We start from the raw sequence: 23045 nt of genomic DNA, 5'->3' as shown, positions 1-23045 counted from the left end.
GTCCGCCGTGCAGAGTGCCCGAACCATATCCAGCCCCGCCAAAAACGACGGCGGCGTCCGAACGACGGAAGCGGTTCGCCCGTTTGTGCATGTGCTGGCCGATTCGTCCGACAAGCTGGCGGGCGTCTGCTCGGCCCTCGAACGGCAATTTACCGTCGCTGGCGAACGACTCGATGCGGAAGCCAGGCTGTCACAAGTGCCATTCGCGGTCGTCGTTCGCGCGGAGCTGCGTGACGTCGGCACCATCGCGGCCATCAAGAAGCGCGCCGGCAAGCTGGCGAAAGCCACGAAGCGCATCTTCCTCGTCGAGCACTCGTCTCACGTCGGCATTTCGCAGGCCTACGCACTCGGCGCCACCCTCGTTCTTCCCGGGGCGCTCAACAAGAGCAAGCTGCTGGCAGCGCTGGCTGACCCGGCCGAGCTGGCCTCTGCTGGCTCAAGTGACGCACCGCAACCGGACAACGCCGTCGAAGCCGCGGCAACCGCCATCGCTTCGATGTTCACGGCCGTCACGCTCGGCGAGCCCCTCGACGTCGACGGCACGAAGGAAGCGGGCCGCAGGATCGCCGACCGCATCACCGAGCACGGCCTGTCCGAATGGCTTGCCACGGTGCGGCGTCACCATGAGGGAACCTACCAGCATTGCCTGCTCGTGACCGGCGTGGCGATCGACTTCGGACTGAGCCTCGGCGTCGGGCGAGCCGATCTTGAGCGGCTGTATTCCGCAGCAATGTTCCACGACATCGGCAAGGCGCAGATTCCGCTTGCGATCCTCGACAAGCCCGGCCGCCTCGACACCGACGAACGCGTCATGATCGAGAAGCATCCGGCAGCGGGTTACGAGTTTCTGAAGGATCACGAGAAAATCTCGCCCGAGATTCTCGACGCCGTGCGGCATCATCACGAATATCTCGACGGAAGCGGTTATCCCGACGCGCTGTGCGGCGAGAGCATCAACGACATCGTCCGCATTCTGACGATCTCGGACATCTTCGCCGCGCTGATCGAACACCGGCACTACAAGCCGACGATGCCGCGCACCGAGGCCTACAACATTCTTTGCGGGATGACCGGAAAACTCGAGAAGGCCCTCGTAACCTCGTTCAAGGAGGTTGCGCTCACGCGATGACCGCGCAGGCTGGGCGATCCCGCAGCGAGGACCTCGTCACGAACCGCGCTTAGTGCGTGGCCCGGTATTTGGCGCGGTGCGAAATCGACCGGGAGGCCAGTCCTTCCGCAAGCAGCTTCATGTCCTCGCGTCTGCCACTCCGGATCAGCTTGCCGAGCTCATCGGGTGTGAAGGGCAGATTTGGATCATCATCAATCGGATACCGCGGTCGCGGACCGAAGAACCGTCGAACCAGGCTAGCCAGCCGCCGCATGTCGATTCCCTCGCGCCAGCAACAAACCTTTCACTCCGCGTATTGTTCCTCCCGCGCGATCGAGATTGCAAGAGGCCACCAACGGCTCAGCATCAAAAAAATCGACGAGAGAATAATCTCCTCTCCTCCACCTCAGCCGGCTCTCCGCGTTAGTCGGCTCGCAGCGTCAGCCGGCTCTGCGCATCAGTGACTTCCCGCACTAGTCGGCAAAGCCGACATAACGCACGAAATCGTCGTTGCCCTCGCGATCGGAGCGAACGGCGTTCGCGGCGAAGCTGTCGTCGGGATACCCCATCGCCACACATGTCATGATGACTTCGTCCTCCGGAATCTTCGCGACCTCGCGCACGATGTCGGAGCGCATGATGCCCTGCCCGTTGATCACCGAACCGAGACCGCGGTCCCAGGCCGCGAGCACGATGCCGTAGCAGAGCGCGCCGAGATCGAAATGGCAGACCGCGCCGGGATCCAGCACGCGGTCATAGGTCAGCACCAGCGAGACCGGCGCGTCGAACTGGCGGAAGCCGCGCAGCACCCAGTCCTGCCGCATCGGCTTGTCGTCGCGCGCGATCCCCATCGCGCCGAACAGCTTCTTGGCGATGTCGACCTGCCGGGTGCGATGAATGCCCTGGTATTCGCCGTGGCTGATGATGTCGCGCTTGACCTTGGCGCCGCCGACCATCTCCTCCATGTTGCGGCGGCGCAGCTCTTCAAGCGGAGGGCCTGTGAGCACATGCACATGCCAGGGCTGGGTGTTCATCGACGACGGCGCGCGCTTGGCGCTCCCGATGATCGCCTCGATCACCGCGCGCGGCACCGGCTGCTGCTTGAAACCGCGCACGCTGCGGCGCGACTGGACCAGCGTTTCGAATTCCAACTCTTGACCTCCCTGACCGTTCATTCCGCGGCATTGCAATTGTAACGCGTAACCGGTTGCCGATGCGGTACGCCAAATCTATGCTACCCCGCAAGCAAGACCAAGAACCCAGCGAGGACCCGCAAATGCCCGCACCGCTCGATCCCGTCATCGCCCAGATCATTCCGCTGCTGCCGCTGCGCGATCCCACCACGATGACGCCACAGAGCGCGCGCGATGCCTTGCGCGCACTGGCTGCCTCGCGTGCGGATGTGCCGCCGCCCCCCGTCGACACGGTGCAGGATATCAAGGTGAAAGGCGGCGCCGGGCCGCTCGATGCACGTGTCTATCGCGTCGGCCCCAATCCTGCGCCAACCGTAGTCTTCTTCCACGGCGGCGGCTGGGTCGCGGGCGATCTCGAAACCCACGACCGGCAGGCGCGCAATCTCGCGATCGAAACCGGCGCGGTCGTCGTCTCCGTCGATTATCGGCGCCCGCCGGAAACGCGCTTTCCCGGCGCCTTCGAGGACGCGTTCGCCGCCGCAAGTGACATCTTCAACCGCGTCGCGGAATTTGGCGGCGATGCAAAGCGTCTCGGCGTTGCCGGCGACAGCGCCGGCGGCAATCTCGCAGCCGCCACCGCGATCGCCTGCCGCGATGCCGGCATCAAGCTGGCCGCACAATTGCTGGTCTATCCCGTGGCCGACGTCGTCGGGGGCTACGCGGATGCGCGCGAGAACGCGCCCTATCCGTCACGCACCGAGAATGCCGACGGCTATTTTCTGACACGCGCGACGATGGAATGGTTTTGCGGCCACTATCTCGCCGATCCCAAGGATGCCGCCGACTGGCGGGTCTCGCCGCTCCGCGCCGCTTCGCTCAAAGGGCTCGCGCCCGCGATCGTCACCACCGCATGGTTCGATCCGTTGCGCGACGAAGGCGCGGCCTATGCACGGGCGCTGGAAGCCGCCGGCGTCCGCGTCAAGCACCATGAGGGCCCCGGCCTGATCCACGGCTATTTCGGCCTTGGCGATGCTTCCGCGGCCGCGAAGGCCGAGGCGCAGCGCGCGCGAGCCGATTTCAAGACACTGCTCGCGCGCGGAATCTGAACCGCAGATGAATGGAAAAATCCGCGACATCGGTCGTGGCGCGCATCGATCTTGCTTGATTGCGCCACGATTCGCGGTTCCAATCCGCTTGGTAATTTTGTCCTAGGGAGACACCCATGATGAAGCGGATTTTTCTCGCAGCGATCGTCGCCACCTTTGCAGCGGGCTCGGCCCTCGCGGACGACACCTGCGAGAGCAAGGCGGTCGGCAAGGACGGCAAGGCGCTCGCCGGCGCCGCCAAGACCTCGTTCATGAAGAAGTGCAAGGCCGACGCTTGCACGCCCAAGGCCGTCAGCGCCGACGGCAAGCCGCTTGCCGGTGCCGCCAAGAACAGCTTCATGAAGAAGTGCGAGGTCGGCGCCTGATCGCTGCTGGTTCACCACTGCTGCACGGACACTCTGCAACTCCGTCGTGCCCGGGCCTGTCCCGGGCATCCGCATATGTGTGTCCGTGCGGCACAGATCAGATGGCCGGGCCAAGTCGAAAGCACGAACGTCCTCTAGTAAAATCGTCGTCAAGCCGTTCGAATTAACCACCAATTCGATCCAATTTTAATAAGACAACAACGCTGCTTGTTAGCGTGAGCCGCACAGATCAACGTGCGGGAATTGCCGTTTTCCGGATATCGGCGGGACCGGGAAAGTGACTTCGTCGAGTGCGATCGTCTTTCATTGGGAGCATCTCGCCATGATCGAACGTCGTGCAATGAAGCGCATACCGATCAACCGGGCCGCGCGGCTATCGTTTGGTGAAATTCACGGGACTCATCCGTGCCTGGTGCGCGATATCAACGCCTTGGGTGCCCGCATTTCCACGCCTTACTACATATTTGCCGACGAGTTTGTGTTGTCGTTCGACGGCCATTCCGGAATTTTCTACTGCCGCGTCGTATGGAAAAAGGAGACGCTCTGCGGCGTTTTATTCCTCCTGCGTCGTCGCGCGCCAAAGGCAGCGAACGATTCCGGCGCGCCCGCAAATGTGGTGCGACTTGATCGCCGGCTCGTGTGCCGCGGCGGGGTCTTTAGCCCGGAAGTATCGACCTGACTCCTCGCCCGCGCGGGTGCATATTGCAGCGGTAGGGCGTCGCGAGGTGACCGAATGAAACGCCGCAATTTTGTCGCGCTTCTCGGCGCTGCGGTGACCGTCATGCCCCTCGCGGCCCACGCGCAGCAACCCGCGGTGCCGCGGGTTGGCTATGTCTGGGGTGGCGTCCGCGGGACGGACTTGTACTACCAGACCGGCTTCCGTCAGGGACTTGCGGACCTGGGATATGTCGTGGGGCGCAACCTGCTGCTCGAAGAACGCTACGCCGACGGAGAGCCGGAGCGCGTTCCCGCATTGATCGCTGAACTCCTCACGCTCAACGTCGATGTTCTCGTGACTCCAGGCACACCAATTTCGCAGGCTGCGCAACGTGCAACGTCCACGGTGCCGATCGTCTGCATGAGCGGAGATCCGGTCAGAGCCGGTCTTGTGGCAAGCCTTGCCCGACCAGGCGGCAATATCACCGGGCTGTCGCAGCTCTCGGGCGAATACGGTGTCAAGTGGGTGGAACTGCTGAAGGAGGCGGCACCGAAAGTGCACCGTGTCGCAGTGTTGTGGAATCCTGACAATCCGACGACCGCCAACCAAGTCGAACTCATGCAGAAGGCGGCGCCCGGTCTCGGTATCGAGCTGACGGCTCTCTCGATACGGCGCGCGGACATCGACAACAGCTTCGCCGCGCTTGGGGAGAGAGGCTTCGATGGTCTCGTCGTCACCGACGATCCATCGCTGATACCCCTCGTTCCCCGCCTAATCGAGTTCACTGCAGAGCGGCGCTTGCCGGCGATCTATCCATTCCGCGACTCGGCTCAGAGAGGAGGATTGATGTCGTACTCGGCCAACCTTTTCAAACTATGGCAACGCGCTGCAGGCTATGTTGATCGCATTCTGAAAGGGGCCCGTCCGGCGGAGCTTCCCGTCCAGCAGACGACGGATGTGATCCTGAATATCAACCTCAAGACCGCCAAGGCTCTTGGTCTCGACATTCCCATGACGCTGTCCGCCCGAGCCGACGAGGTGATCGAATAGCAACGGAAATGCTGCGCGCGAAAATTGCGCTTGGGAGACTGTCGCCGGGCGCATCAGTATGGGGTTGATGAACGCAAGCGGCCGCCTGATAGCCTCGCCTGCGGTCGCTGCCAATACGGGTTGTCCACGCACATCGCGGAAAGTCCGATCGCAGACGCTCGGCATTGATCCCATGACGTATAAGCGCATTCGAAATAGGTGCTGCCTCCCCACTCCCATCTCTGAAGGCAGACGGGTGGCTGGGATCGTAGGTTTGGGCTGTAGCCGAGGCGATCGCCAGGATCGCCGCACCGCCCAGGATTAGCCAACGGAGCATCCACATCGCCGTCTCCTCCAAATGGATCATCCAAGCTTTCCGGTTTGACCGCCGCTCATGTGGAGACAGGAGATGCCTTGCGACGCTTCATAGCTCCTGCGTCGTCGCTCGACGAAAGCGGGGAACGATTCCGTCGCGCCCATATCGGCACCTCAGCGCTCGCCCCGGGCCGGCGGACATAGCTCATCCGATAAGTGGCCCTGAGCCTTGCTCGGAAAGCCCCTGCAGCCGCCATCCTGCAATATCACTGGTCTTTCCGCATTGCTCGCAAATCAGGTGAGAGCATCCCCTAGCTCGTCCCCGCTGAACGTTCTCGCGGGAGGCTTCACATCCGCAGCGCGGGCAAGCTAGCGCCGCGCGCCCGCATCCAGGGCTTGCGAGCAAGAAACTGGCGAAGTTCGATACGCGGTCGACGATCCTTCTGATCAATTTGGATGATCCAAACGACGGCCCCGGACTTGGGTTGAGTGTGAGGTTCCGGGACCGTCATCGAGGCGCGGACCGCAGCCCACCCGCGCACTGCCAGTAACGTAGATGTCCGTGCGACGGACAATTGTCTTCTGGTACAATCCCACTGCGTGTCATCATGCCCGCTAGCGGGCATTGCGGTGCTCGGAGCCGATAGCCAATCCTGGCCCGTCAGCGAAACATCGATGCCTCTCAACCAGGTCCGCCTGATGGGCCGCAGCGCACTGGATATCTCGCGCCGAACTCTTCGCATTTGCCCTGTACCGAAGACCTTTGATCTGGATCAAGGAGTCGAACTATCGATGCAATCTCAACTTGGGCGATAGGCGACGTTCGGAACCATCGACGCCTGTCACATCAAATTCGCGAATTAGGGGGCAACCAACAGACCTGCAACGTAGTGGAGAGACCGCCATGGCCGTCAATCTCATTTCAGCTGCACAACAGCTCCTGACCCCTGAAGTCATTGCGCAGATTTCCTCCTTTCTTGGGATGGACCGAAGCGCGACGCAGAAGGCCGCAATAGCGGCCATCCCGACCATACTGGCCAGCCTGTCGGATCTGGTCGGAACCCCGGCCGGTGCCAATCAACTGTCAAAACTGCTGTCACAACAGCAAGGCACCAATCCCATGGATATATTGCGCAACGCCGGCGCCCCGGACCTGGCTCAGACGGGTTCGAGCATGTTGTCCGGACTGCTTGGAGGCCGAACCTTGGATACCATGGCCCAGGCGATCGGCAGTTTCGCGGGAATGGGCGCTGGCGGCGGCAAGTCGTTACTCGCCGTGGTCGGGCCGCTGGTCCTGGGTATGCTCGGCAAGCAGCAGAATGACGCCGGGATGGATGCAAACGGACTGGCGTCGCTTCTGCGCTCGCAGAAAGATCAGATCATGGCGGCGATTCCATCGGGCCTCAGTGATCAACTCGGCGCCGCGGGCCTGATCGACAAGGCACGCAGTGGAATGGCCACGGCCGCCGCCACAGGGAGCCGGATCGCCGGCGTTTCCGGCGCTACTGGCGCGAGCCAGGCCGCCATGGCCGCCGGCCGGACGCAATGGCCATATTGGCTCGCCGCGCTCGTTATCGTTGCCGGACTTGCCATATATGCGCTTCAGCGTCCGACCGAGCCGACGGTCGCTCAGAGTACAAACATTACGCGGCCCTCAACCGGAACTGTGGGCATGGCGCCCGCGGACCTGACCGTTGACGGCGTGAATCTGGCGAACCAGGTCAATTCGTCCCTTGGTACGCTGCAGGCTCAACTGCCGACCATCACCGATGAAGCCAGCGCGCAGGCGGCCCTGCCGAAGATCAACGACGCCATCTCACAGCTGGATGGCGTTACGGCGCGAGCCGCCAAGCTTTCTCCGGAAGCACGACGCACGCTTGCCAAGCTGATCGTCGCGGCGGCGCCGGCCATCAATCAGATGTGCGACAAGGTCTCGGCGACACCGGCCGGCACGATCGCAAAGCCAGTGATCGACAATCTTCGTGCCAAGCTCGACCAGTTGGCGAAAGCCTGAAAGCCAGAGACGTCACACGCAATAAACTCGCCACACTTCAGGACGGGACGTGTTTCCCAGCCTCCCGTCCTGCAAGATGAAAGGAGAAGACTCCATGGCCGACAAGACCAATTTCACCAAGGATGAATGGGCGCTCCTCCTGAGAAGCCCGATGAATGCTGGAATGGCCATTACGGCTGCCGAACCGAGCGGATTGTTCGGCCTTCTGAAGGAATCATTTGCTGGCGGCACCGCGCTCGCCCAGGCGGCCACCGATCCCAATGCCAACCCCTTGGTCAGGGCTGTGGTCGCCGACTTCCAGACGAGCGACGGCCGGGCGGCGGCTCATGACGGGTTGAAGGCAGAGCTCGGCAAGAGCACGCCGGCCGAGATCAAGACCAAGACGATCGCATCGTTGCATGAAGTCACGGCGCTGCTTGCTGCGAAAGCACCGGGTGATGCCGCGGCTTTCAAGGGCTGGCTGCGTCAGATTAGTCAAAAGACGGCTGAGGCTGCATCGGAAGGCGGAGGGTTGTTCGGCGGGGGTGTTCAGGTCAGTGACGCCGAGAAAGCAACCCTCGGCGAAATCTCCAGCGCGCTTGGCGTCTGATCTCGGTGGGCTGCACGGCCCACCTCTACGCGCCCTGCACCATTGGTTGCTGGATGACGGACCCGTCGAATGACGGATTGTCCAGGTTTGATCTGAATCAGACGCGTACCTTGGCCTGGATTGAGAGTTTGCATAGCACCCACTATGCACAATGCCCCTACCAGAGCCGCTGGCTTCCCCCCAAGGCCAGCGGCTCTTCTTTGCGACGATGTGCGGGCAGTTGGGCAAATTCTCGTTGCGCGTCGGCTGGGCGCTGACCGAAATGGCAACTCCGCTGCCTTCCACGGCAACGTTGACATATGTCAAAGCCGGCAATTCCTGGAACCGAACTACTCCAACCAGCTGAGGCGCTGGGGGGGCCATCATGAAACGATGGAGCGGTCAACCTGCACTGCTCGCTGCTACCGCGATTGCTGCATCATGCATCGCACTCGATGGTGGAATTGAATTTGCGCATGCGAAGTTCAGTCGAATGACGAAGTCGGCGATTGTCCCTGGCGCAACGCCGCGGGACGTGCATGACCATACCCGCGACGCAAACGGTTCGCCAAACGCCAACGACCTCTCCTCGCTCGCCACGAAATCACCCCGACGGCGTCAGCGCGCAGCAGGGCAAGGCCCGAAAGCGCACGGCGACATTCGGCGCGCAACGCATCGGAAGAGCAACCATCAGCATGCATTTCATAAAAAACATCCTAGAAGGGAAACCCCACTGTTTGGGCTTGCGAGTTTCTACTCGGAAGATCGGATGACCGCGAGCGGCGAGAGGTTCAACAAGCATGCGCTGCATGCGGCGCATCCGTCCTTGCCTTTCGGAACGCGCCTGCGCGTGACTAATGTCTTGAACAAAAAGTCCGTGATCGTGAGAGTCAACGACCGTGGTCCATTTGTTCATGGACGCATCATCGACGTTACATCGGGTGCGGCCCAGGCCCTTGGAATGATCAAGATCGGCGTGGTCAATGATACGCTTGAAATCGTTCGATGATGGCCGCCCATTTCATATATCGACGGCGGCCAGGCCGTGATCAATACGGCGGGAAAGGACTGATTTGGGCGTACACGGCCTAGTCCCGCTTGAACCGATAGTCGAACGCCCCACCCAGCGGCTTGATCAGCCCGACCGTCGGCGCCGGAAAATGGATCGGCAGGATCAGCGTGTCGGTGTCCGCAACGGAGGCGAAGAACTTTCGCCGCGAGACCGCCGATTGCTTGGCATCCCAATCCGGCTTCGCCGACCAGTCCGGCTCGCGGCACTGGATCTGGTGATGCATGAGATCGCCCGCGACCACTGCGCGGCGCCCGTTCGAAAAGATATTCACGCAGCAATGACAGGGTGAGTGCCCCGGCGTCGGCGTCAGCGTGACGGTGTCATCGAGCGCGTAGTCGTCGTCGACCAGCAGCGCCTGCCCGGCCTCGACGATCGGCAGGCAATTGTCGCGGAAGACGGTGCCGGGCGGATTGTTGCCTTTGGCATTCTCCGCCTCCCAGGCAGCGTACTCGCCCTTGTGAAAGACGTACTTTGCATTCGGAAACGTCGGCACCCAGCGGCCGTCGCGCAAGGTCGTATTCCAGCCGGTGTGGTCGATGTGCAGATGCGTGCAGAAGACGTAGTCGATCTGCTCGAAAGAGATGCCGAGCGCGAACAATTCGTTGCGCCAGCGCTCCTTGCCGGGAAAGTCGAACGGCGGCGGATGGCCCTTGTCCTCGCCGGTACAGGTGTCGACGAGAATGGTGTAGCGCGGCGTGCGCACGACAAATGTCTGGTAGGTGATGACCATCATGCCGCGCGCGGCATCGAACACCTCCGCTCCATCGTCGGCAGATGACGGGCGAACACGCCCTCGTCATAGGCCGGGAAGAAATCCTGCGGCCGCCGCCACGGCCCTTCCCGCTCGATCACCGCATCGATGGTGATGTCGCCGATCCGCAGTTGCTTCATGGTTGTTCGCTCCCTTTTTTTTGGGAGGGAACGTAGCGGGCGACATAGGACCGTTCAAGCCGCGAGGCGTACAGGCCTCCCATGCACCCCGATTGCCGCAAATCAACCTCAAACGCCGCCGACGATAACCCTGGAATGGGGAATATCTGGTGGGCAGGAAACTCAGAGTCGTCACGGCAGTCCTGATTGCCGTGGCCGCGGGCGTCTACATCAACAACACCGATCTGCTGGCGCCGCATCGCGACGGCAAACCGGTGCTGCTCGCGCATCGCGGTATGGCACAACGGTTTGACGAGCGCGATGTGAGGAACGACACCTGCACCGCCGCGCGAATGTTGCCGCCGGCGCATGACTACCTCGAGAACACCCTCCGTTCGATGCATGCGAGCTTCGACGCCGGCGCCGATGCGGTCGAGCTCGACGTGCACCCGACGACCGACGGCGAATTCGCCGTTTTCCATGACTGGACTCTCGACTGCCGTACCGACGGCCAAGGCGTCACGCGCGAACAGAGCATGGCGAAACTGAAAATGCTTGACATCGGCTACGGCTACACGGCCGACGGCGGCAAGACATTCCCGTTTCGCGGTAAAGGCATCGGGATGATGCCGACATTGTCGGAGGTGTTCGCCGCCTTCCCTGACAAGAAACTCCTGATCAACGTGAAGAGCCGAGACCCAAACGAAGGCGAGAAACTTGCCGCCGTGCTGAACGCGCTCCCGGCCGAGCGGCGCCGGACGATCATGGTCTATGGCGGCGACGAGCCCATAGACGTGATCCGTGGCCTCACCCCTGATGTCCGCACCATTTCGCGCGGGGCCATCCGGAGCTGCCTGATCCGCTATATCGGCTATGGCTGGACCGGCCTGATGCCAGCCGCCTGCCGCAACGCGATGGTGCTGGTACCGATCAACGCCGCGCCCTGGCTATGGGGCTGGCCCGATCGCTTCCTCAATCGCATGACCGACGCCAACAGCGCGGTCTTCGTGCTCGGCCCCTACAGCGGCGGCGAGTTCTCCACCGGCATCGATACGCCCGAATTGTTCGCCCGGCTGCCGCAAGCCTATTCCGGCGGGATCTGGACCAACGAGATCGAGGCGATCGCCACGATCTCGCGCAAGAGCAAAAACTAGCTCCGCAGCCCCGGCGCTTCCTGCCCGGTGCGCGCGACATATTCCGTGTAGCCGCCACCGAACTGGTGGATGCCTTCCGGCGTCAGTTCCAGCACGCGGTTCGACAGCGTCGCCAGGAAGTGGCGGTCATGCGAGACGAACAGCATGGTGCCCTCGAAATCCGCCAGCGCCGTGATCAGCATCTCCTTGGTGGCGAGGTCGAGATGGTTGGTCGGCTCGTCCAGCACCAGGAAGTTCGGCGGGTCGAACAGCATCTTGGCCATCACGAGGCGCGCCTTCTCGCCGCCCGACAGCACGCGGCAGCGCTTCTCGACATCGTCGCCGGAGAAGCCGAAACAGCCGGCGAGCGCGCGCAACGACCCCTGCCCCGCGGTCGGAAACTGGTCTTCGAGCGACTGAAACACGGTGCGCTCACCGTCGAGCAGATCCATCGCGTGCTGAGCGAAATAGCCCATCTTGACGCTGCCGCCGACTGCCACCGTGCCCTCGTCCGGCTCGCTCGCACCGGCGATGAGCTTGAGCAGCGTCGACTTGCCGGCGCCGTTGACGCCCATCACGCACCAGCGCTCCCTGCGGCGGATCATGAAATCGAGGCCGTCATAGATGCGCTTGCTGCCGTACCCCTTGTAGACGTTCTTGAGCGCCACGACGTCCTCGCCCGAGCGCGGCGCCGGCGGAAAATCGAATGCCACGGTCTGGCGGCGGCGCGGCGGCTCGACCCGCTCGATCTTGTCGAGCTTCTTCACCCGGCTCTGCACCTGGGCGGCATGAGACGCGCGCGCCTTGAAACGCTCGATGAACTTGATCTCCTTGGCGAGCATGGCCTGCTGGCGCTCGAACTGCGCCTGCTGCTGCTTCTCGTTCTGCGCCCGCTGCTGCTCGTAGAACTCGTAATCGCCGGTATAGGTCGTGAGCGATCCGGAATCGATCTCGATCACCTTGGAGATCACGCGGTTGATGAACTCGCGATCATGCGAGGTCATCAGCAGCGTGCCTTCGAAATCGTGCAGGAATTTTTCCAGCCAGATCAGGCTTTCGAGATCGAGATGGTTGCTCGGCTCGTCGAGCAGCATGACGTCGGGGCGCATCAAAAGAATACGCGCCAGCGCCACGCGCATCTTCCAGCCGCCGGAAAGCTTGCCGACGTCGCCGTCCATCATCTCCTGGCTGAAGCCGAGGCCGGACAGCGCCTCGCGCGCGCGGCCGTCGAGCGCGTAGCCGTCGAGCTCCTCGAACGCGTGCTGCACCTCGCCATAGCGCGCGATGATCTCGTCCATCTGGTCGGCCTTGTCGGGGTCGGCCATCGCGGCCTCGAGCTCGCGCAACTCGGCTGCGACCTCGCTCACGGGACCTGCGCCATCCATCACCTCGGCCACGGCGCTGCGGCCGCTCATTTCGCCGACGTCCTGGTTGAAATAGCCGATGGTAATGCCACGATCGGTCGAAACCTGCCCTTCATCGGGCAGTTCCTCACCGGCGATCATCCGGAACAGCGTGGTCTTTCCCGCGCCGTTCGGGCCGACGAGGCCGATCTTCTCGCCCTTGTTGAGGGCGGCGGAGGCTTCGATGAACAGGATCTGGTGGCCGGCTTGCTTGCTGACGTTGTCGAGGCGGATCATGGGGTCTTTTTGGGGGGAATGTTGCGTTGCAGCGTCATAGGCCATACGGGCCGCCAGGGGAAGCCCGGCCGGGCCCGGATTCCACCCCGCCAGACGCCGGCTTCCTGTAATTCATCCCGACGCGACGCTTCGCGCCCGCTGCCTGCCGTCTCGCTGTCCGCTTCCAGCCGAAGCGCGCTGTCCGAGCGGCAAGGCGTGACGTCCGCCAATGTCCCATCTAGCGGACTTGCCGCTACCGCCCGTCAGGCGTCGGCTTGTGACCCATAGCGGTCATGGGACCTTCTTTGCCCGCCTGCATCCGGGAGCCTTTCTCGCAATGATGCTGTTCCCCGCATAGGCGATGCTGTCAACGTGCACGCCGTCGCCAATTGCTCGGGGTATCCCCGGTCAGCTTCCTGAAGGCGGCGGCGAACGCGGTCTGGGAAGAATAGCCGAGCGCGACCGCGATCGAGATGACCGACGCGTCGGTGTCGCGCAGCATGTTTTTGGCCTCCTCGAGCCGTTGCTGGCGCCGCCAGGCATGTGGGGAAAGCCCGGTGCTCTTCTTGAAAGCGCGGCAGAAGTGGAAGCGCGACAGACCGGCATCCGAGGCGAGCGTGGCCAGGGAGACGTCAGCGTCGATGTCCGAGTGCAGGCGCTCGATGGCGCGGCGCAATACGACCGGTGAGAGGCCGCCCCGCGTCGGCTGGAACGTGGACGGCGCGCCGACATGCGCCGCCAGCAGGCGCGTGGCCAAGAGGTCCATCAGCTGATGCCTGAACAGTGTATCCACGACGACATTGCCCACCACGGCGTCGGTCGCGGTCAGGAGCAATCGGGATGTAATGGGGTCGGGATGCGCCGTTCGCTCCAGCAGATCGGTCGAGGTGGCGCTGTCGACCTCGCCTGCAACCCGCTCGAGCGTGGCGTGCGGAAGATAGAGTTGGATGACATCGACAGGTTTCGGAATATCCCACCCGGAGCTCGATCCTTCGGGGATGATGATCACGACTCCGGGACGAAACGTACCGATCGCAACCGCGCTTCCCATCCGCCGCTCCATCCGCTGCACCGTGCCGTTGTAAGCCATGATGACGTGATGGCTCATGGGCGCGACGACGTCGTGCAGCGGGTCATGCTTCCAGTGGGCGATTCCGGCGCCGGAGGAATCCAAAGCCATGTGAAATGGCGTGGTCCCGAGCACCCGCGCCATTTCTGCACCGGCGGGAGGGCGCTCGGCATGAGCCGGAGTGACCTGGCACGCCTCAGGCGCAACTGACGCGTCCTCCAGGGAAGCGCGCAAGATATGCTTGTTCATGAACGTATCCTCGCACTCGGGAGGCGATGCAGGTGGTAAGCCGTGCCTCGGCTCGGCCAGGTTTGTTGCGTTGATTGCGAACGTCAGTGCGCGTCGAGTGCAGGCGGGCCAACCATTTCTCGAACCCTCGTTCCCGAAGGGTGAGAAAATGTGTACTGTTTCGAACGGAAAAGACCTTGCAGCCGGCCTGAATTGCGATCGAGTTTTCCTTGGCTTCTTGTCCAGGAAGGATCACAAGTGTCGTTTCTATTCGAAGATTATTGTCTCGATGCCAACCGGCGCGAGCTCAAGCGAGGCTCCGAGCTCATCCCCATCGGACCGAAGGTGTTCGACCTGCTGCTCTTCCTGGTCCGAAACCGGGAACAGGTCGTGACAAGGGACGATCTTCTGAAGGCGGTGTGGGAAGGACGGATCGTGTCCGAATCCACGCTGACCAGCCACGTCAATGCCGTGCGCAAGGCAATCGGGGATACCGGCAAGGAGCAACGCCTGATCCGGACGGTTTCTCGCAGAGGCTTCCGGTTTGTTGGCGAGATCACCGAGGAAGAATTGCCCGCGCGAGCCTCGGTCACAGACCCAGGTCCGGATCTTGGCGTTCAACATGTAAAGAACATTCAGGAGCCAATCAGGGCCTTTGAGGTCGATGCGCCGACGGAAACGCGAGAGGCTGCGCCAGTTTTTGCTGCCGAGGCCGGGAGTCCGCCTCCGCTGCCCGACAAGCCTTCCATTGCGGTGCTTCCGTTTCAGAATATGTCTGGCGATGTCGAACAGGAATACTTTGCCGATGGAATGGCCGAGGACATCATCACGGCGCTGTCCCGTTTCAAGGCGCCATTTGTCATCGCCCGAAACTCCAGCTTCACCTACAAGGCGCGCGCTGTCGACGTGAAGCAGGTGGGGCGCGAGCTTGGGGTGCGCTACGTGTTGGAAGGGAGCGTTCGCAAGGCGGCAAACCGAGTGCGCATTACGGGACAACTCGTCGATACCGCTACTGGAGCACATATTTGGGCCGATCGGTTTGATGGCGAGCTCGGCGACATCTTCGATTTGCAGGACCAGGTGACTGAAAGCGTTGTCGGGGCGATCGCGCCTGCGGTGGAGAAAGCTGAGATCGAGCGCGCCAAACGCAAGCCGACCGCTAGTCTCGACGCCTATGCCCACTATTTGCGCGGTCTGGCCCGGCTTCATCAGTTTGGTAACCGGCAAGCGAACGACGAGGCATTGCGTCTGTTCAACCGCGCGATCGAGCTCGACCCGGAATTTGCCACCGCCTACGGTCGCGCAGCCTTTTGCTACCTCATTGCCAGGATCAATGGCTGGATTCCGGACACGGCGAACGCGATTGCCGAAGTGAAGAAGCTCACCCAACGGGCAGTTGAGTTGGGCAAGGATGACGCGAACGCGCTCTCCGCTGGCGGGAATGCGTTAGCGTTTGTTGTTGGGGATCTCGGGGTAGGTGCCGGCTTAGTTGATCGCGCGATCGCGCTTAATTCCAATTTGGCTGAGGCATGGAATTTCGGCGGCTGGGTAAAACTCTGGCTCGGCGAGCCGGAATCGGCGATCGAGCGCTTCGCACGAGCCATTCGCCTGAGCCCACTTGATCCGTGGCTGATGGGCATGCGAGCCGGGACCGCGTATGCACATTTCTTTTTGGACCGCTATGACGAAGCGGCATCATGGGCGGCAATGGCATTGCAGTGCAGCCCGGACTATCGGCCTGGATTACGGATCACCGCCGCAAGCAACGCAATGGCCGGTCGGCCGGAGCAAGCACACAAGGCCGTGGCTCGGCTGCGAGAACTCAGCCCCACGCTGCGCGTTTCCAATCTCAAAGATGTGCTTGGCCCTTATCGACGTGCTGAGGACGTCGCGCGATATGAGGAAGGATTGCGGCAAGCAGGGCTGCCCGAATGACCATCTCGGCCCTGTCGTGAAATTTGCAAGACCGATTTGATAGACTCTGTTTGAACAACATGGGTGTCTTCATGGTTCGGCTTCCGGTTATTTTCTTGCTGGGAATTTTCTGTGCGTCACTGAGCAGTTTGAGCGCTTTCGGACAGAGTTGCGGTACAACGCCGCTCGACGTGCAAATCCTCGGTTCCGGTGGCCCCAGAATGAATCCCACTCGGGCATCGACGAGTTATCTGGTCTGGATCGAGGGGCGCGCAAGAATACTCATCGACATGGGCGGTGGTGCTCAACACCGCTTTGGTGAATCGCAAGCCAAACTCGAAGACTTGTGGATGGTCGGAATAAGCCATCTTCATCCAGATCACGTTTCCGACTTGCCAGCGTTCCTTTGGCTGAGCCACGAGGTCCGCAAGGAACCTCTCAAGGTTTTCGGTCCTACAGGCAACGATGCGGCCCCTGACTTTGCGATTTTCCTCAACAGGCTTTTTGACGAGAAGACTGGCGCATTTCCAGTGCTCGGATCGGCGTTAGGCGGCTCATACGGGGGCAGCGGCGTGCGGCCCGATATGGGCGCGTTGTGGCGGGTGGCGTTCGACTTGATGTCGGAGTGATTGACGCTGTCAAAAGCGATCCATCCGTGGTTTTGCAGCGCGAGGGAACGACAGTCACGGCACGGAAAATCCCGCATGGAAATATGCCAACCTTGGCCTATCGCGTGCAGACCGGAAATGTGTCGATCGTGTTTAGCTCCGACCAAAACGGCACCGATCCAGGCTTCGTCGAATTCGCAAAGGGCGCGAACCTCCTGATCATGCATCTTGCGATCGCGCCCGGTGCGAATGTTCCCTTGCACGCAACACCGGCAGTCGTCGGACGCGTTGCCCAAGAGGCTGCGGTCAAGCAGCTCATCGTCAGTCATTTCGGTCTGTTTGAACTCGATGCGGCCATCGCTGATTTGCGAACTGCCTACAACGGGCCGCTCATCGTCGGAGCAGACATGCAGTGTACGCCAGTGCTGCGAGACCCACGGTCCTTCGCCGGTTGATGTCCGGTTATGGCCCACAGCGGACCTGCCGCTGCCACCCGTCAGGCGTCAGCCTGCGCCCCCTTGGTTGACTTTGCTCAGTGTGTTTCCCGCACCGGCAACTGCCCCCTTGAGCAAAACCAGCTGCGGCTCTTCCACCGGTTGTTGAAAATCGCGGGAGCAACCAATTTACAGATTGTTAGTAGATTCTATCGTAAATGGTTCAAGAAGATAACAACAACCATACCGGGTTCCATTACCCGACCAAATCCATGAATGCATCTGCTTTCCTGATCGCGACGGCCTTTGGCGCAGCATTCCTTGCTGTGGAGTACAAGTGGTACTACCAGCCCGACATGTTCAATCCGGATGTCGTGCTCAGCATCTTCTCTAACGAGCACATGAAAGCTCGCGCAGCAGTTCGGCACGTGCTGATCGATCCGGACTCGGCCAAATTCAGCGCATTGCGTTCAGTCGAGGCCGACGCGGCGCGATATGTCTGCGGCGCCGTCAACGCCAGAGACAAATCCGGCCAATCCATCGATGCCGCTTTCGTCTACACTGTGGCCGTTGACTTTGCCCGCATCGACGACGACGGCCGGATCACGCAGCTGCGCTCGGGATTTCGGCCTTTGCCCCACTGAAAATGACAAGCTCGCGCAGCAGAAGCCTGCTCTTTCGCCTGGCATGCTGTCCGTTGCGCAAACCGTTCAGAAGGTTGCTCCGCAGGCCGGCACCTCAACTGTGTCAGGTCTGACGACGCGTGCACCTGCGGCAGGCGCAACGGCGTCCGGCGGGACCATGGAGCAGCAGCTCCGCGAGCTGGGCGCACGGACTGTCCCGCCTCAATCGGCCAATGGAGCCCAGGCAAACTTGCCGGGAGAGCGTGGGACCGGCAAGGAGAGTGAGTGGCGAGCCGATCAGCCTCCCGTCGCATGGCCCAAATTCCCTCCGGATCACCCTTTGGCGAGGTCAACCCGGAAACGGAGCCCCTCCGAAGCACTCGCCTTGGCGAACGGCGTCGAGGAACGCTGGAACCAAGCCAAGTTGTCCGGAAACGTCGCGATGCGTCCCTCGTCGGAAGAAATCAAAGAGGCGTGTCGCGCCTTGCTTGGGATCGATCCCACAGACAGCGAATATCGAAAAGCCTGGGCGACTTTCGTGCACCTGCAAGACATCGACCGCGATGTCGCGATGAAATGAAGCGGGAACGGTAGAAAGAACTGGCCTTCCCGCCTCTGGCCCAAGGACGACATCCGTCCAGACCACTTCGATGTCACTTTTGGCGCAAGCCGGCGCGGCTTCTATGAGGATACGTCCTAGGCCCGCCGCATCAGCTTGAGCGAGGCTGCAAGGCGCAGGCTGCGCTTGCCGGCGAGCGCGATGCCTTCGAGCTCGCCGGCAAGCGCAGTGCAGGTTCCGGAGAAGCCGATCCCGACCTCATAGCCGCCAAACACGGGGTTTTCGCCCTTCGCCGGCGTGTGCTCCTGGTTCAGCATCTCGCCCTTCCAGCGGCCGTCCGCCGAGGAATAGGAGCCGAGATAGTAGAAGAACGCATCGCCGCCGAGGATGCGGCCGTCGATCAGGAGCATCACGCCCGATAATCCGGCATCGACACCGTCAAGCGCGCGCAGGCTCATCCCATAGAGTCCGTTGGCGATGCCGCCCGGACCGACCGCACCACTCGGAGGCAACCCCTCGTCGTCGAGCCGGGTGAGATTGGCCCAGAATTTCGCGCCCGGCATGGTGTCCGCGCCACCCTCGAGACGGATCTGGTTGCCGTGCAGCCGCCCGCGCGCACCGATCGAGGCGATATCGGCTCCCATCAGCGGCTTGTGATTGGGATCCTCGTTGTGCCGTTCGGTGATCACCTCGGCGACGATCTCGCCGTCGCGCTCGACATAGGTTCCAAGGTGCGCGAAGGCCGAATTGCCGCCCAGCATCTTACCGTCATGCAGGCACATGATGCTGCGGCCGAACGCATCGTTGACGCCGTATTCAACCTTGTAGAGTCCATCCAGCAACGTCTTGAGCCCACAAAATCAGAAAAGAATCGCGGGCTACCTAGGCCGTGATCCCATAAATCAGCCGATCGGTCGGCTTGCCAGAGTCCGCTATGCCCCCGATAGCTACCAAATTCCGCAGCACAGCGAAATGATGCGAAGGGCCAAAACCGGAAATCGTCAACTTACCAGGAATACCGCACCACGCCCTTGCCGGCGTAGCTGGTGGTGAGTTGAGAGAACTCGCCTTCGAAGGTGGCGGCGGCGGACCAGCCGTTCAGCCATTTCTTCTCGACGGAGACGGTGACGAGCGCGGAGTCGCTGGCTTGCGCGGCGCCGCCAACGACAAAGGATGCGCCCGGCAATGTCTGGAACGTCGCACCGATATTGCGGCCGGGGTTGAAATCATGCGCCCATGCCAGGCGCCCTCGCAGCGTGAAGATTCCGTCCGCCATCGCATATGATTTGTCGCTGCGAAGGCCGAGCTCGCTGCGCGTATCAGTGACACTCTTCGAGGCGTAGGCGAGCGCAAAGGTATTGACGCCGGTTACCGCCTGCTCGGCATAGGCAGGCAGGTCGAAGGTGGTGAACTGTCCTGCGGCATAAGGCGTGATGCCCACCCCGCCCATCCATGGGCTGACAAAACGATAGCCGCCTTCGACGCGACCGGACCACGCATTGGCGTTGAACTGCGCGCGCAACTGGTCGATGCCGGCCACCGTCACGGTGCGGTTGGTGGTGATGTCCTGCCAGCCATAGGCCAGTGCGCCGGAGAGATACGCCGCACCGGCATTGTGCCGGATGAAGGCGCCGGCCTGGAACATATCGGATCGGCCAGAGCCGCTATTGACGACGCTGAAGTTCGTACCACCGCCGGCCAGCGCAAAGCCTGCCAGCGTATTCGGCGAGATACGGTAATCGGCGCCGACCGCGGTGCCTGCGATGCGGCTGGTCGTGTTGTTGGAGCCGAGTGTCGTGTTGCCGTCGGTGGTCTGCGAGCCGCCATAGCCCGCCGCCCACACGCTCCAGCGCTGCGCGAACGGATCGGCCATGACGACCGCCTTGGTGAACATCGCATGGGCGTCCCGCGCCGCACCGGAGCGTGGCATGTCCGGTGAGGCGTAGGCCGATGCGCCCGCCGATGATCCCGCTGAAACGCCATCGCCGCGACCGTCGATGAAGGGATCGGTCAGCAATCCCATGAACTGGTTCATCGCGTTGAAGGTCGTCTGCTGCGAGCCGGTCGCGGTCTCGCCCGAGATCTGGATCAGTCCCGCCGGCGTCAGCCCGCCGAACGCCAGCGGAATACCGCCGTTGGAGTTGAAGAAATTGACGATCGGGTCGGCGATGTTCCGTTGGTTGTTGTTGAGACCCGTCCCGGGCGGCGGCACGAAACTGAGAACGAGATTGAGATACGCATTGTTGGCGTCATAGCTCAGGCTCGACGCGAATCCACCCGGCAAGTTGGTGTTGACGATCGAGCCGAACGTGCTGGTGCCGATACCGCCGGTGGCGTTGAGGATGGTGTATTGCTTTGCGACATAGGCCCCGGCTGCGAAAGATGCTTTGACGGTGGCGCCGCCGAACGTCGCCACGCCGGTGACGTTGGTGCGGTCGGCCGCCGAAGGCGACACCTCGACCATGTAGCTCGATGCGGCCGTCAACACGAGATTGCCCTGCACGGTCAACGTACCGATCGAATTGCCGGGCGCCAGCGTGCCGCCATTGATGGTCGTGTTGCCGACCGTGCCGTTGCCGCCGAGCGTGCCGCCGGCATTCACCGTCACCGCGCTGGCCGTGCTCGTGCCGTTGACCGAGAGCAGGCCGCCGTTGACCGTGGTCGCGCCTGTGAAGGTGTTGGTGCCCGTCACATTGGTCGCGCCACTATTCGCCGTCAGCGTCATGCCGCCGCCGAGGCTGTTCAGCGTGCCGCCGCTTGAGGTCACTGCGCCGGTCAACGCGCCGTTGGCCAACGTGCCGCCCGATAGCGAAACGATATTGATCGTTTGTCCCAGCAAACCGAGATCGAGCGTGCCACCGGTGTTGATTGTCGTCGCACTCGTAGCGCTGAATGTGTTCGCCGCAGCGCCCCTTAGCGTGCCGGCATTGATCGTCGTAGCTCCAGTATAAGTGTTGGCGCCAGAAAAGCTGAGCGTGCCGATGCCGCTCTTGGTAATGGCGCTCGATCCACCGGTGCCGCCGAGGCCGTCCGAGGCCGCGGAGCCGCCGGAACCGTTCTGATCGGCGATGGCGTCCGACACCGTGTAGCTGCCGCTGCCACCGAAGGTCAGCGTCGAGCCCTGCACAAAGAAGCCCGTGCCTAAGGCCGAGCCCGCACCGCCGCCGTTGGAGCCGGTGCCGCCGGCTACGCTGCCGCCCGAGGTCGAGCCGTTGCCGTTGATGGTGAGCGAGCCGCCCTTGACCACGAACACCGCCCCGCCCATGCCGCCGCCGCCGCCGTTCCCGCCACTGGTGCCGTCGCCGCCGCCAAAGCCACCCGCACCGCCGGCCCCCCCGCCGCCGCCCCCACCGCCAAACCCACCCGCGCCGCCGCCGCCGCCACCGCCGCCGCCAAAGCCGCCCGCACCGCCGCCACCGCCGCCGCCGCCACCGAAGCCACCGGCGCCGCCAGGGCCGCTGAAACCACCGCCGCCGCCGCCGAAACCACCGCCGCCGCCGCCGTTCAAGCCGGTGCCGCCGCCGCCGCCGAAACCACCCGCCCCGCCGGTCGAGCCGGAACTGCTTGCGCCGCCGAAGCCGCCACCCCCGCCCGCATTTCCGATACCGCCGCCGCCGCCGCCATTCGCACCACCGGTGGTGCCACCACCAAATCCGGCGCCGCCGGCGCCGTTGAGGCCAGCAATCGACAGGAGGCCCGCGGTGCCGTTCGCGCCGCTTCCACCGGCGCCGCTATAGCCGCCGCCGCCGGCGCCAGCGGAACCGCCGAAAATGCCGCCGCCGGCGCCGGAGGAGCCGCTGCCGAAAATGCCGCCGGCGCCGCTGCCGCCGCTGCTGCCGCCGAGGCCGCCGCCGCCGCGAAACGTGTTGATTGTTGCGTTGCCGCCCTTCGCGTTGTTGTTGGCGAAGCTGACGTTGCTCAGCGTCACGTCGGCCGACTGGTTGACGAACAGTGCGCCGCCCGCCCCCATGCCGCCGCCGGCGCCGTTGCCGCCGCCCTGGGCGAGGCCCGCGGACAGGATGACGTTGCTGATCGCCACCTGAGGGCGGTCCGCGATGATCGAGCCCGCCACCCCCGCGCTGGTCTGCGTCGCGGTGTCGACGCCGACCATGAAGATGCGCTGCGAATTGTTGCCGCTGATGGTGAAGCCGTTGCCGTTGATGCTCACCGAGTTGAAGATCGGCGACAGCGGCCCCGACAGCGTGACATTGGTCTGCAGGTTGATGATGAAGCCGCCGGGGGGCGTGGAAGCATTGATCTGCGCGAGCGCGGCGCTAAGCGTGCCGGCGCCGCCAGTCGAGCCCCCCGAGGTGGTGCCGGTGTCGTTGGCGACCGTGACGTTGATCACCGTCTGGGCCCGCGCTCCGGTCACGAGCGCGCCGAGCAAGACGCCGGCGAACAGCGCCGCGCGCATGGTCGCCGCAAAGCGGCTAATCGATCGCTTGCGCCCAACAACGGCCGCGCCGGTTCCCAGCGCGCCTTCAGACGCTACAAAATAAGACAACCCAAACCTCCCCGCAGCCCAAATAGCGACCGTTGAAATACCATTGCGCCGTTGCGGCGCCGGTCGCGCATGGACCCGTTAAGCGGGGCTCTGTGGAATCAGGTTTAGCGGGGGAA

At 62.8% G+C, this 23045-nt stretch carries 20 protein-coding genes and 1 pseudogene; 14 read left to right on the top strand and 7 right to left on the bottom strand.

Going from position 1 to position 23045, the window contains the following annotated elements; all coding sequences use genetic code 11:
- Window positions 1–7: 7 nt before the first annotated feature.
- The gene (locus AB7535_RS12840; RefSeq protein ID WP_439036408.1) at window positions 8–1129 is read left to right on the top strand and encodes an HD-GYP domain-containing protein; all 1122 of its coding nucleotides are present in this window, start codon (window positions 8–10) and stop codon (window positions 1127–1129) included.
- Between the two features lie 452 nt (window positions 1130–1581).
- Here AB7535_RS12840 and AB7535_RS12835 read toward each other — a convergent pair whose 3' ends face one another.
- A complete protein-coding gene (locus tag AB7535_RS12835) occupies window positions 1582–2259 on the bottom strand; it encodes a nitroreductase (protein ID WP_208086504.1) in 678 nt (225 codons plus the stop codon).
- A 125-nt stretch (window positions 2260–2384) separates the two neighbouring features.
- Between AB7535_RS12835 and AB7535_RS12830 the strand changes: the two genes are divergently transcribed.
- The 4 genes from AB7535_RS12830 (at window position 2385) to AB7535_RS12815 (ending at window position 5420) form a co-directional block, all read left to right on the top strand.
- On the top strand, window positions 2385–3347 hold the full coding sequence (locus tag AB7535_RS12830; RefSeq protein ID WP_439036407.1) for an alpha/beta hydrolase: 963 nt from the start codon (window positions 2385–2387) through the stop codon (window positions 3345–3347).
- Between the two features lie 116 nt (window positions 3348–3463).
- Window positions 3464–3712: a hypothetical protein gene (locus AB7535_RS12825; RefSeq protein WP_135216116.1), complete on the top strand. Its 249-nt coding sequence runs from the start codon at window positions 3464–3466 to the stop codon at window positions 3710–3712.
- A gap of 322 nt (window positions 3713–4034) precedes the next feature.
- Complete coding sequence (locus AB7535_RS12820; RefSeq protein ID WP_085399213.1) at window positions 4035–4391, top strand: PilZ domain-containing protein; 357 nt, start codon at window positions 4035–4037, stop codon at window positions 4389–4391.
- Between the two features lie 54 nt (window positions 4392–4445).
- Window positions 4446–5420, top strand: coding sequence for an ABC transporter substrate-binding protein (locus tag AB7535_RS12815; RefSeq protein ID WP_439036406.1), 975 nt, complete (start codon window positions 4446–4448; stop codon window positions 5418–5420).
- A gap of 53 nt (window positions 5421–5473) precedes the next feature.
- Here AB7535_RS12815 and AB7535_RS12810 read toward each other — a convergent pair whose 3' ends face one another.
- Window positions 5474–5740 carry a DUF3551 domain-containing protein gene (locus AB7535_RS12810; protein ID WP_439036405.1) on the bottom strand — a complete coding sequence of 89 codons (267 nt, stop codon included), beginning with the start codon at window positions 5738–5740 and terminating at the stop codon, window positions 5474–5476.
- A gap of 878 nt (window positions 5741–6618) precedes the next feature.
- On the opposite strand from AB7535_RS12810, the gene AB7535_RS12805 reads away from it, so the two are divergent.
- The 3 genes from AB7535_RS12805 (at window position 6619) to AB7535_RS12795 (ending at window position 9305) form a co-directional block, all read left to right on the top strand.
- A complete protein-coding gene (locus AB7535_RS12805; protein ID WP_439036404.1) occupies window positions 6619–7728 on the top strand; it encodes a DUF937 domain-containing protein in 1110 nt (369 codons plus the stop codon).
- A 94-nt stretch (window positions 7729–7822) separates the two neighbouring features.
- Window positions 7823–8317 carry a hypothetical protein gene (locus AB7535_RS12800; RefSeq protein ID WP_439036403.1) on the top strand — a complete coding sequence of 165 codons (495 nt, stop codon included), beginning with the start codon at window positions 7823–7825 and terminating at the stop codon, window positions 8315–8317.
- Between the two features lie 364 nt (window positions 8318–8681).
- Window positions 8682–9305 carry a septal ring lytic transglycosylase RlpA family protein gene (locus tag AB7535_RS12795; RefSeq protein WP_439036402.1) on the top strand — a complete coding sequence of 208 codons (624 nt, stop codon included), beginning with the start codon at window positions 8682–8684 and terminating at the stop codon, window positions 9303–9305.
- Window positions 9306–9384: 79 nt separating this feature from the next.
- Here the strand turns inward: AB7535_RS12795 and AB7535_RS12790 are convergent.
- Window positions 9385–10259 (bottom strand): annotated as a pseudogene (locus tag AB7535_RS12790) (MBL fold metallo-hydrolase).
- 149 nt (window positions 10260–10408) lie between these two features.
- On the opposite strand from AB7535_RS12790, the gene AB7535_RS12785 reads away from it, so the two are divergent.
- The gene (locus tag AB7535_RS12785; protein ID WP_354179673.1) at window positions 10409–11392 is read left to right on the top strand and encodes a glycerophosphodiester phosphodiesterase family protein; all 984 of its coding nucleotides are present in this window, start codon (window positions 10409–10411) and stop codon (window positions 11390–11392) included.
- On the opposite strand, the gene AB7535_RS12780 is transcribed toward AB7535_RS12785, so the two are convergent.
- Both AB7535_RS12780 and AB7535_RS12775 read right to left on the bottom strand, forming a co-directional pair.
- Window positions 11389–13011: an ABC-F family ATP-binding cassette domain-containing protein gene (locus AB7535_RS12780; RefSeq protein WP_063983614.1), complete on the bottom strand. Its 1623-nt coding sequence runs from the start codon at window positions 13009–13011 to the stop codon at window positions 11389–11391. The two genes, AB7535_RS12785 and AB7535_RS12780, sit on opposite strands and share 4 nt — an antisense overlap.
- Before the next feature lie 346 nt (window positions 13012–13357).
- The gene (locus AB7535_RS12775; RefSeq protein WP_439036401.1) at window positions 13358–14308 is read right to left on the bottom strand and encodes a helix-turn-helix transcriptional regulator; all 951 of its coding nucleotides are present in this window, start codon (window positions 14306–14308) and stop codon (window positions 13358–13360) included.
- A 237-nt stretch (window positions 14309–14545) separates the two neighbouring features.
- Here AB7535_RS12775 and AB7535_RS12770 point away from each other — a divergent pair, with 237 nt between their 5' ends.
- The 5 genes from AB7535_RS12770 (at window position 14546) to AB7535_RS12750 (ending at window position 18446) form a co-directional block, all read left to right on the top strand.
- Window positions 14546–16222 carry a winged helix-turn-helix domain-containing tetratricopeptide repeat protein gene (locus AB7535_RS12770; protein ID WP_439036400.1) on the top strand — a complete coding sequence of 559 codons (1677 nt, stop codon included), beginning with the start codon at window positions 14546–14548 and terminating at the stop codon, window positions 16220–16222.
- 59 nt (window positions 16223–16281) lie between these two features.
- Window positions 16282–16830 (top strand): MBL fold metallo-hydrolase, encoded by a 549-nt coding sequence (locus tag AB7535_RS12765; protein WP_439036399.1) that lies wholly within the window; start codon window positions 16282–16284, stop codon window positions 16828–16830.
- Complete coding sequence (locus AB7535_RS12760; protein ID WP_439036398.1) at window positions 16827–17264, top strand: hypothetical protein; 438 nt, start codon at window positions 16827–16829, stop codon at window positions 17262–17264. The genes AB7535_RS12765 and AB7535_RS12760 overlap by 4 nt, the downstream gene beginning before the upstream one ends.
- A 197-nt stretch (window positions 17265–17461) precedes the next feature.
- Window positions 17462–17887 (top strand): hypothetical protein, encoded by a 426-nt coding sequence (locus AB7535_RS12755; RefSeq protein WP_439036397.1) that lies wholly within the window; start codon window positions 17462–17464, stop codon window positions 17885–17887.
- Between the two features lie 364 nt (window positions 17888–18251).
- Complete coding sequence (locus AB7535_RS12750; protein WP_439036396.1) at window positions 18252–18446, top strand: hypothetical protein; 195 nt, start codon at window positions 18252–18254, stop codon at window positions 18444–18446.
- A 116-nt stretch (window positions 18447–18562) separates the two neighbouring features.
- Here AB7535_RS12750 and AB7535_RS12745 read toward each other — a convergent pair whose 3' ends face one another.
- Together AB7535_RS12745 and AB7535_RS12740 are read right to left on the bottom strand one after the other, a co-directional pair.
- Window positions 18563–19267 (bottom strand): GrlR family regulatory protein, encoded by a 705-nt coding sequence (locus AB7535_RS12745; RefSeq protein ID WP_439036395.1) that lies wholly within the window; start codon window positions 19265–19267, stop codon window positions 18563–18565.
- 164 nt (window positions 19268–19431) lie between these two features.
- Window positions 19432–22929, bottom strand: coding sequence for an autotransporter domain-containing protein (locus AB7535_RS12740; RefSeq protein WP_441279792.1), 3498 nt, complete (start codon window positions 22927–22929; stop codon window positions 19432–19434).
- Between the last annotated feature and the right edge of the window lie 116 nt (window positions 22930–23045).

The organism is Bradyrhizobium sp. 956_D2_N1_4 (assembly GCF_052076025.1).
In the GTDB taxonomy this organism is placed as follows: domain Bacteria; phylum Pseudomonadota; class Alphaproteobacteria; order Rhizobiales; family Xanthobacteraceae; genus Bradyrhizobium; species Bradyrhizobium barranii.
The sequence above is the reverse complement of the archived record's forward strand: the minus strand, read 5'-3'. Positions and strand labels throughout refer to the sequence as shown.

Coding starts and splice junctions, on each gene's coding strand:
- AB7535_RS12815 (WP_439036406.1), top strand. CDS start 4,446: ATGAAACGCCGCAATTTTGTCGCGCTTCTCGGCGCTGCGGTGACCGTC.
- AB7535_RS12830 (WP_439036407.1), top strand. CDS start 2,385: ATGCCCGCACCGCTCGATCCCGTCATCGCCCAGATCATTCCGCTGCTG.
- AB7535_RS12775 (WP_439036401.1), bottom strand. CDS start 14,308: ATGAACAAGCATATCTTGCGCGCTTCCCTGGAGGACGCGTCAGTTGCG.
- AB7535_RS12825 (WP_135216116.1), top strand. CDS start 3,464: ATGATGAAGCGGATTTTTCTCGCAGCGATCGTCGCCACCTTTGCAGCG.
- AB7535_RS12765 (WP_439036399.1), top strand. CDS start 16,282: ATGGGTGTCTTCATGGTTCGGCTTCCGGTTATTTTCTTGCTGGGAATT.
- AB7535_RS12755 (WP_439036397.1), top strand. CDS start 17,462: ATGGTTCAAGAAGATAACAACAACCATACCGGGTTCCATTACCCGACC.
- AB7535_RS12795 (WP_439036402.1), top strand. CDS start 8,682: ATGAAACGATGGAGCGGTCAACCTGCACTGCTCGCTGCTACCGCGATT.
- AB7535_RS12805 (WP_439036404.1), top strand. CDS start 6,619: ATGGCCGTCAATCTCATTTCAGCTGCACAACAGCTCCTGACCCCTGAA.
- AB7535_RS12800 (WP_439036403.1), top strand. CDS start 7,823: ATGGCCGACAAGACCAATTTCACCAAGGATGAATGGGCGCTCCTCCTG.
- AB7535_RS12820 (WP_085399213.1), top strand. CDS start 4,035: ATGATCGAACGTCGTGCAATGAAGCGCATACCGATCAACCGGGCCGCG.
- AB7535_RS12780 (WP_063983614.1), bottom strand. CDS start 13,011: ATGATCCGCCTCGACAACGTCAGCAAGCAAGCCGGCCACCAGATCCTG.